This is a genomic window from Lysobacter hankyongensis (assembly GCF_039543145.1).
In the GTDB taxonomy this organism is placed as follows: domain Bacteria; phylum Pseudomonadota; class Gammaproteobacteria; order Xanthomonadales; family Xanthomonadaceae; genus Lysobacter_I; species Lysobacter_I hankyongensis.
The window spans coordinates 768,529-777,694 of record NZ_BAABJE010000001.1 but is presented as its reverse complement, the minus strand read 5'-3'; the positions used below and the strand labels follow the sequence as shown (position 1 = coordinate 777,694).

Below are 9,166 nucleotides of genomic sequence, written 5' to 3'. Positions count from 1 at the left end.
GGATGAAGTCGCGCACACTTAAAGATTTGAATGGATCCTGGCGTTGAAGCCGGTTTCCTGTTCTTTGAAAACTTGGGACGTAACGAGCGTTTGAGACGAATGTCTAAACGTGTCGAAAGAGGCTAAGGCGAGCATCGCGAGATGCTTTATTAATGAAGTTGTAGTCGTTGTGTTCGCGACGACATGACCTTGAGGCGACTTGAGGTTATATGGTCAAGCGAATAAGCGCACACGGTGGATGCCTTGGCGGTCAGAGGCGATGAAGGACGTGGCAGCCTGCGAAAAGCGTCGGGGAGCTGGCAACAAGCTTTGATCCGGCGATGTCCGAATGGGGAAACCCACCCGTAAGGGTATCCTGCAGTGAATACATAGCTGCTGGAAGCGAACGCGGTGAACTGAAATATCTAAGTAACCGTAGGAAAAGAAATCAACCGAGATTCCCTGAGTAGCGACGAGCGAACGGGGACTAGCCCAAAAGTCGATTGAGCTTTAACAAAACGGCCTGGAAAGGTCGGCCATAGAAGGTGATAGCCCTGTATGTGAAAGGGCTCAGTCGATGAAATTGAGTAGGGCGGGGCACGTGAAACCCTGTCTGAACATGGGGGGACCATCCTCCAAGGCTAAATACTACTGACCGACCGATAGTGAACCAGTACCGTGAGGGAAAGGCGAAAAGAACCCTGGTGAAGGGAGTGAAATAGACCCTGAAACCGTGTGCGTACAAGCAGTCGGAGCCCGCAAGGGTGACGGCGTACCTTTTGTATAATGGGTCAGCGACTTACTGTTTGTGGCAAGCTTAACCGTATAGGGGAGGCGAAGGGAAACCGAGTCTGAATAGGGCGCATAGTCGCAGGCAGTAGACCCGAAACCGGGTGATCTAGTCATGCCCAGGGTGAAGGTTGAGTAACATCAACTGGAGGCCCGAACCCACTCCCGTTGCAAAGGTAGGGGATGAGGTGTGATTAGGAGTGAAAAGCTAATCGAACCCGGAGATAGCTGGTTCTCCTCGAAAGCTATTTAGGTAGCGCCTCGCGTGAATCTTCTTGGGGGTAGAGCACTGTTATGGCTAGGGGGTCATTGCGACTTACCAAACCATGGCAAACTCCGAATACCAAGACAGACTGCGCGGGAGACACACGGCGGGTGCTAACGTCCGTCGTGAAAAGGGAAACAACCCAGACCCACAGCTAAGGTCCCAAATTACCGCTAAGTGGGAAACGATGTGGAAAGGCACAGACAGCCAGGAGGTTGGCTTAGAAGCAGCCACCCTTTAAAGAAAGCGTAATAGCTCACTGGTCGAGTCGGTCTGCGCGGAAGATTTAACGGGGCTAAGCGGTAAACCGAAGCTTGGGGTGCATACTTCGGTATGCGCGGTAGAGGAGCGTTCCGTAAGCCGTTGAAGGTGGATTGAGAAGTCTGCTGGAGGTATCGGAAGTGCGAATGCTGACATAAGTAACGATAATGCGGGTGAAAAGCCCGCACGCCGAAAGCCCAAGGTTTCCTTGCGCAACGTTAATCGGCGCAGGGTTAGTCGGCCCCTAAGGCGAGGCAGAAATGCGTAGTCGATGGGAAGCTGGTTAATATTCCAGCACCTCGCGTAAGTGCGATGGAGGGACGGAGAAGGTTAAGTTGGCCGGGCGTTGGTTGTCCCGGTGAGATGGTTGAGGCGGTTCCCTTTGGCAAATCCGGGGGAGCAACGTTGAGACCAAGGACGAGTCCTATTGGACAAAGCAACTGATATCACGCTTCCAGGAAAAGCTCCTAAGCTTCAGCTTACGCAGACCGTACCGTAATCCGACACAGGTGGGCAGGATGAGAATTCTCAGGCGCTTGAGAGAACTTGGGTGAAGGAACTAGGCAAAATAGCACCGTAACTTCGGGAGAAGGTGCGCCCTCCATGGTTAATAGCTGAGGGGGGCCGCAGTGACCAGGCCGCTGCGACTGTTTATCAAAAACACAGCACTCTGCAAACACGAAAGTGGACGTATAGGGTGTGACGCCTGCCCGGTGCTGGAAGGTTAAGTGATGGGGTCAGCGCAAGCGAAGCTCTTGATCGAAGCCCCAGTAAACGGCGGCCGTAACTATAACGGTCCTAAGGTAGCGAAATTCCTTGTCGGGTAAGTTCCGACCTGCACGAATGGCGTAACGACAGCGGCGCTGTCTCCACCCAAGACTCAGTGAAATTGAAATCGCTGTGAAGATGCAGCGTTCCCGCGGCAAGACGGAAAGACCCCGTGAACCTTTACTATAGCTTTACATTGAACGTTGAGTTCGTCTGTGTAGGATAGGTGGGAGCCTTTGAAGCGATGGCGCTAGCTGTCGTGGAGGCAACCTTGAAATACCACCCTGATGTGCTTGACGTTCTAACCTGGGCCCGTAATCCGGGTCGGGGACCATGTATGGTGGGTAGTTTGACTGGGGCGGTCTCCTCCTAAAGAGTAACGGAGGAGCACGAAGGTACGCTCAGCGCGGTCGGACATCGCGCACTGTGTGCAAAGGCATAAGCGTGCTTGACTGCAAGATCGACGGATCAAGCAGGTACGAAAGTAGGTCTTAGTGATCCGGTGGTTCTGTATGGAAGGGCCATCGCTCAACGGATAAAAGGTACTCCGGGGATAACAGGCTGATACCGCCCAAGAGTTCATATCGACGGCGGTGTTTGGCACCTCGATGTCGGCTCATCACATCCTGGGGCTGTAGTCGGTCCCAAGGGTATGGCTGTTCGCCATTTAAAGTGGTACGCGAGCTGGGTTCAGAACGTCGTGAGACAGTTCGGTCCCTATCTGTCGTGGGCGTTGGAGATTTGAGAGGGGCTGCTCCTAGTACGAGAGGACCGGAGTGGACGAACCTCTGGTGTTCCGGTTGTCACGCCAGTGGCACTGCCGGGTAGCTACGTTCGGAAGCGATAACCGCTGAAAGCATCTAAGCGGGAAGCGCGCCTCAAGATGAGATCTCCCGGGGCACAAGCCCCCTGAAGGAACCATCAAGACTAGGTGGTTGATAGGCAGGGTGTGTAAGCGCAGCAATGCGTTGAGCTAACCTGTACTAATGATCCGTGTGGCTTGACCATATAACCTCAAGTTGCCTTAACCTCGACGACGCGTCGACGTTCGGCACAACCTCGTTACGTCCCAAGACCCAATGAGAGCGTGAGCGCTGCTTCGCAAGAAGCATGCGACCCTCCACCCTCTCCCTGGTGATAATAGCTGCGTGGAACCACCCGATCCCATCCCGAACTCGGAAGTGAAACGCGCATGCGCCGATGGTAGTGTGCATTTAGCATGCGAGAGTAGGTCATCGCCAGGGTCTTTACCCAAAACCCCGCAGCTAAGGCTGCGGGGTTTTTCTTTGCGCGACGATTTGAGCGAGGGATGAAATCGTCGCTCTACTTGACTTTGATGTAGCGTTCGCCAAGGCTTACTCAAACGAGCGCCATACCGGTATTGGCGCAAGGAGATGGTCATGCCCGATCCGAAAAACGATCCGGTTCCAGAGCAGGCACTAGGGTCGGATCCGACCACAAAGCCTGCAGGCGATCCGCCATTGGGGTTCAGGACACCGCTTTTTGGCGGAACATTGAGCGGAAGCGGCCGAGAGCTTTCACCGGGGCTCTTCCCGGGTAATGCCGATTACGTTTTCCGAAATGGGGATCTGCTGGGCGCGCATACGAAACTGCGCACCGACCCGGCGTTCGCGATCGACGAGTACGGTCTGAACGGTCGCTTTGGCGTGGGCAACGGCAGTCTCTTCAAGTTCGACGCATTGGCCTCTCCGAATGCGGGAACCTACCGATTTGGAAGCAATCTGCAACTCGGCGACAGCACTTTCATCAACGCCGATTGGAATCGCTCTAGCATAGGGCAGGTTTATGGTGCCGACGGCGCATTCAAGCTCGGGCGAGATGGCAATGGAACCGCGCAGTTCCGCGTCGACGAGCCCAACGGCACCGTGAGTGCCGGCACCAAACTGAAGTTCAATGACGATTTCCGGCTCAATGCCGACTGGAGTCGCACCGCCTTGGGCCAGGTCTATGGTGCCGACGGTGCGTTCAAGCTCGGTCAGAGTGGCAACGGGACCGCGCAGTTCCGGGTCGATGAGTCCAACGGGACCGCGAGTGCTGATACCAAGCTCATATTCAACGACGATTTCCGGCTCAATGCCGACTGGAGTCGCACCGCCCTGGGCCAGGTCTATGGTGCCGACGGCGCGTTCAAACTCGGCCGCGATGGCAATGGCACCGCACAGTTCCGGATCGATGAGCCCAACGGCACCGCGAGTGCCGACACCAAGCTGAAGTTCAATGACGATTTCCGGCTCAATGCCGACTGGAGTCGCACCGCCCTCGGTCAGGTCTATGGCGCCGACGGCGCGTTCAAGCTCGGCCGGGACGGCAACGGCACTGCGCAGTTCCGGGTCGATGAGCCCAACGGCACCTCGCTGTTCAACACGAAGCTGAAGTTCAACGATGACTTCAGTCTCAATGGCGACTACACCAACACCCGTAACGGCGCGATCTACGGTGCCGATGGTGCGTTCAAGCTCGGTCAGAGTGGCAGCGGTACCGCGCAGTTCCGGGTCGATGAGCCCAACGGCACTGCGAGTGCTGATACCAAGCTCAAATTCAACGACGATTTCCGGCTCAATGCCGACTGGAGTCGCACCGCCCTCGGCCAAGTCTATGGTGCCGACGGCGCGTTCAAGCTCGGCCGGGACGGCAACGGCACTGCGCAGTTCCGCGTCGATGAGCCCAACGGCACCGCGAGTGCCGATACCAAGCTCAAATTCAACGACGATTTCCGGCTCAATGCCGACTGGAGTCGCACTGCCCTGGGCCAGGTCTATGGCGCCGACGGCGCGTTCAAACTCGGCCGCGATGGCAACGGCACCGCGCAGTTCCGGGTCGATGAGCCCAATGGCACCTCGCTGTTCAACACGAAGCTGAAGTTCAACGACGATTTCAGTCTCAATGCCGACTACACCAACACCCGTAACGGCGCGATCTACGGTGCCGACGGTGCGTTCAAACTCGGCAAGGATGGGAACGGCACCGCGCAGTTCCGCATCGACGAGCCCGCCGGCACGTCGATGTTCAATACCAAACTCAAGTTCAACGACGGATTCGGCCTCAATGCCGATTACATGAACACGAAGGACGGCGCCATTTATGGCGCCGAGAGCACCTTCAAGCTCGGGAAAAACGGAAGCGGAAGCGGCGGATTCCGTGTCGACGAGCCGGCGAACAGTGCCTCGCTGAATTCGAAGCTGTTGTTCGGAAACGGCGATACGCTCAATTTCGATCTCGCCCGGACACCGGGAGGCAGTGTCTATGGCGCCGACGGCAGTTTCGGCATCGGTCGTGACGGCAAAGGGCTGGCCAGTTTCCGGATTGATGAGCCCAACGGCACATCCAACTACAAACTCGGCGCGAGTTTCGCCAACGGCAACGCCTTCAATGCCCAAGTGATGGCCGATCGGCTCGGCACATCGCTCGGCTTCGATGCCAAGCTCGGTTTCGACAAGGGCGCGGGCTCGCTGACGCTGGACGGGAAATTCGGCCCCAAGATCGATCTTGGCGCCTCCATCAATTACAAGAGCAAGGATCTCGAGTACGGCGGCGTCGTTCGCGCGGACAATGCGTCCGGTGCGTTCCGGCTTTCGGAGTTCGGCGCGAAAGTGTCGACGACCGGCAACGATCGCTACAAGTTCACGGCCGAGGCGGGTTATCGCCCCGATACCCGCGAAGCGTACGGGATGGTCGGGCTCACGATCAGTTTCGGTGGCGGATCGCGTCCTTCACGGCCGGTCACGCGGGCCTCGGAGCCTGCATTCGAACCGGTCGCCCGCATCGATGATGCTGCCGCCAATTTCCGCGAAAAGCAGGGGGTTCTGCTTCGTCCGGAGAATCGGACGCTGTACGAGCAGGCGGTCGCCGGCGTGCAGAAACTCAACGGCGAGGGCGCGAAGCTTCCGGTCACGGAGACTGCCGCCAGCCTGACGGTGCTCGCGAGACAGAACGGCATGGACCGGATCGGCTATGTCGCGCTCGGCAATCCGACGTCGGCTGGCCAGCAGAATCTGTTCATCGGCGATGGCGAACCGTCGAATCCATCAGGCAAGAAGGCGTTCGTGGACAGGACGCAGGCCGCGACCACGCCGATGGACGACAATCTGCGGAAGTTGGCCGGCGATGCGATGCAACCGAACCAGGCGAATCCGGTTACGACCGATCCGCAGGCGATGTCGACGGGCAGGCGCAGCGCGATGTGATCGTCGCATCTCACGCAGAAACGCGAAACGCCCGGGGAAACCGGGCGTTTCGTCGTTCGGGGCGTGCGCTCAGAGGTTCTGGTAGTTCGGCCCCGAGCCGCCTTCCGGCGTCACCCAATCGATGATGCGATACGGGTCCTTGATATCGCAGGTCTTGCAGTGCACGCAGTTGGCGGCGTTGATCTGCAGGCGTTTGCCCGCGTCGTCACTGACGATTTCGTATACCCCCGCCGGGCAGAATTTCGTGCAGGGATTGCCGTACTCCTCGGCGCATTGCGTCACGCAGACCGAGGTGTCGCGCACACGCAAATGCACCGGCTGGTCTTCGTCGTGCTCGGTCGCCGCGTAGTACACCGATGCGAGACGATCGCGCGGGGCGAGCGTGCGGTCGATGTAGTCGCGCTTCGGCGCTTCGTGCGCGCCGATCTTGTGTAGCGACGACCAGTCCGCCTTGTTTTTCAGGGTCCACGGCGATGCGCCGCCGGTAATGGTTTCCCACGCGGCATTGAGCATGCCGAACCACAGGCCGCGCTTGAAGCCCGGTTTGATGTTGCGGACTTTCTTCAGTTCGGCCATCGCGTCGGAAGCGCGCAGTTTCGCGTCGAAACCTTCCGGCGCCAGCGACGACGCGACGAGATGCTCCGCGGCGAGCATGCCGGAACGGATTGCCTGATGCGTGCCTTTGACTTTCGGCACGTTGAGTAGACCAGCGGTATCGCCGATCAGCAGCGCGCCCGGCATTTCGGTCTTCGGCAGCGATTGCCAGCCGCCGGTGACGATGGCGCGCGCGCCCGCGGACACGATCGAACCGCCATCGAGCAGCGGTTTGATCATCGGATGGTTCTTCCATTGCTGGAAGGCTTCCCATGGTTTGTAGTCCGGATCGCTGTAATCCAGACCGCTGACATAACCGAGCGCGATCCGGCCCTTGTCCAGGTGATACAGGAAGCTGCCGCCGTAGGTGTGGTTGTCCGCCGGCCAGCCGAAGCTGTGCACGATCTTCCCGGGCGTCACGCGATCCTCCGGCACCTGCCACAACTCCTTGATGCCGATCGAATAGCCCTGCGGGTCGCTGTCGGCATCGAGCTTGAAGCGTTCGATCAGGCGCTTGGTCAGATGGCCGCGCGCGCCTTCTGCGAGCACGGTGACCTTCGCGCGGATGTCGATGCCGGCGGTGAAGCCCGGTTTGTGCGAACCGTCCTTCGCCACGCCCATGTCGCCGATGCGCACGCCCACGACCTTGCCATCGTCGTCGTGCAGCGTTTCCGCCGCGGCGAAGCCTGGATAGATCTCGACGCCGAGGGCCTCGGCCTGCGGCGCCATCCACGCGCACATCGCGCCGAGCGAGACGATCACGTTGCCGTGGTTGTTCATGCCCGGTGGCACCGGCAGCTTGCGGCCGCCGGTCTTGCTCAGCAGCCAGAACTCGTCTTCGGTGGCGGGTACGCAGATCGGCGGCGGATTGGCGCGCCAATCCGGCAGGAGTTTGTCGAGTGGGCCGGTTTCGATCACCGCGCCGGACAGGATCTGTGCGCCGATGGTCGACGCCTTTTCGATCACGCAGACGCTGATCTCCGGATTCAGCTGCTTCAGCCGGATCGCGAACGCCAGACCGGCGGGGCCGGCGCCGACGGCGACGACGTCGTACTCCATCACGTCGCGCTCGATCGCGTCGGGCCCTACGTCGTTGTGCGCGCTGTCGGTCATTGGCTGGGCTCCGGGCCGGTGATGGCGGACCGACGATTTTCCGGGTTTGCGGCGGCGGGGGCAAATCGGCAGCATGCGTGGATGCCCGCTTCCCCCGCATTCCCCGATTCGCAGCGGATCGATCTGCCCGGCGCCGACCTGTGGTTCGCGCCGACGTGGCTGGCGCGCGGCGAAGCCGATGCGCTGCTCTCCGCGTTGTTGGTGGATCCCGGTTGGGAGGTCCATCGCATCCGGATGTTCGGCCGGACGGTCGATTCGCCGAGGTTGAGCCGATGGATCGGCGACCCTGGCGCCGTCTACACCTATTCGCGCACCCGTTTCGATCCGCACCCATGGCCGGATGCCCTGGCGGGGCTTCGGCTCCGTCTGCGGGAGGCGCTCGGTGTCGACTTCAACAGTGTTCTCGCCAACCGCTACCGCGACGGCCGCGACCGCATGGGCTGGCACAGCGACGATGAGCCCGAGCTGGGTCCTCGCCCGGTGATCGCTTCGATCAGTCTGGGCGCAACCCGGCGGTTCGCGCTCAAGCCGCGGGGCGAGGGGCGGCGTGTGGCGCTGGATCTGCCGCATGGCAGTCTGCTGGTGATGGCGGGTGCGACCCAGTCCAGTTATCGCCACGCCTTGCCGGCGACCGCCCGGCCGGTGGGCGAGCGGGTCAATCTGACGTTCCGGAGGATTCTGCAGGTCTCGGCAAGTCGTTGATTCGCAAGGCAGGCGTCGGATCGACCTGATCCGCCGATCCCGTCCCGGATGAAGCCCGGGCTTGTGCCGAAGTCCTTGAAATCGCTACAATCGCCGGTTCACACACATCAGTCGGACGGCCTCTGGCCGCCGGGAGCGCTATGGCCCGCATCACCGTGGAAGATTGCCTGGAAGTCGTCGACAACCGTTTCGAGCTCGTCATGATGGCCGCCAAGCGCGCCCGTCAGCTCGCCAACGGCGTCGAGCCGCAGCTCGACAACAGCGAAGCGAACGACAAGCCGACGGTGCTGGCGCTGCGCGAAATCGCCGCTCGCCGCATCGACAACGGCTACATCGATGCCGTCGAGAAGTCCGAACGCGAGCGCAAGGAGCGCGAAGCCCTCGAATGGGCCGCCGCGGAAGTGGTGGCCGACGACGATCTGTCGAAGGGCGACGACCTCTAACTCCGGTCGCATCATCCGGCCGCATCCGTGTTCACGAAGCCCCGCTC

Annotated in this window: 4 protein-coding genes and 2 rRNA genes; 5 read left to right on the top strand and 1 reads right to left on the bottom strand. The window is 60.0% G+C overall.

Going from position 1 to position 9,166, the window contains the following annotated elements:
* The first annotated feature begins 211 nt into the window (after window positions 1-211).
* The 3 genes from ABD974_RS03515 to ABD974_RS03505 all read left to right on the top strand — a co-directional run bounded on the left by ABD974_RS03515 (window position 212) and on the right by ABD974_RS03505 (window position 6,267).
* Window positions 212-3,070: ribosomal RNA gene (locus ABD974_RS03515) — 23S ribosomal RNA — on the top strand.
* Window positions 3,071-3,192: 122 nt separating this feature from the next.
* Window positions 3,193-3,306: ribosomal RNA gene (gene rrf / locus ABD974_RS03510) — 5S ribosomal RNA — on the top strand.
* 156 nt (window positions 3,307-3,462) lie between these two features.
* Window positions 3,463-6,267 carry an XVIPCD domain-containing protein gene (locus ABD974_RS03505; protein ID WP_345301862.1) on the top strand — a complete coding sequence of 935 codons (2,805 nt, stop codon included), beginning with the start codon at window positions 3,463-3,465 and terminating at the stop codon, window positions 6,265-6,267.
* Between the two features lie 69 nt (window positions 6,268-6,336).
* Here the strand turns inward: ABD974_RS03505 and ABD974_RS03500 are convergent, their stop codons facing one another.
* A complete protein-coding gene (locus ABD974_RS03500) occupies window positions 6,337-7,974 on the bottom strand; it encodes an electron transfer flavoprotein-ubiquinone oxidoreductase (protein ID WP_345301861.1) in 1,638 nt (545 codons plus the stop codon).
* Window positions 7,975-8,055: 81 nt separating this feature from the next.
* Here ABD974_RS03500 and ABD974_RS03495 point away from each other — a divergent pair, with 81 nt between their 5' ends.
* Both ABD974_RS03495 and rpoZ read left to right on the top strand, forming a co-directional pair.
* Entirely contained in the window at window positions 8,056-8,676 is a 621-nt protein-coding gene (locus ABD974_RS03495) for an alpha-ketoglutarate-dependent dioxygenase AlkB family protein (protein WP_345301966.1), read from the top strand.
* 140 nt (window positions 8,677-8,816) lie between these two features.
* Window positions 8,817-9,119: a DNA-directed RNA polymerase subunit omega gene (gene rpoZ / locus ABD974_RS03490; RefSeq protein WP_345301860.1), complete on the top strand. Its 303-nt coding sequence runs from the start codon at window positions 8,817-8,819 to the stop codon at window positions 9,117-9,119.
* The last annotated feature ends 47 nt before the right edge of the window (window positions 9,120-9,166 follow it).

What these genes read in the sequence shown, in the direction of transcription:
- ABD974_RS03505 (WP_345301862.1), top strand. Translation starts at nt 3,463, where the DNA reads ATGCCCGATCCGAAAAACGATCCGGTTCCAGAGCAGGCACTAGGGTCG.
- ABD974_RS03500 (WP_345301861.1), bottom strand. Translation starts at nt 7,974, where the DNA reads ATGACCGACAGCGCGCACAACGACGTAGGGCCCGACGCGATCGAGCGC.
- ABD974_RS03495 (WP_345301966.1), top strand. Translation starts at nt 8,056, where the DNA reads ATGCCCGCTTCCCCCGCATTCCCCGATTCGCAGCGGATCGATCTGCCC.
- rpoZ (WP_345301860.1), top strand. Translation starts at nt 8,817, where the DNA reads ATGGCCCGCATCACCGTGGAAGATTGCCTGGAAGTCGTCGACAACCGT.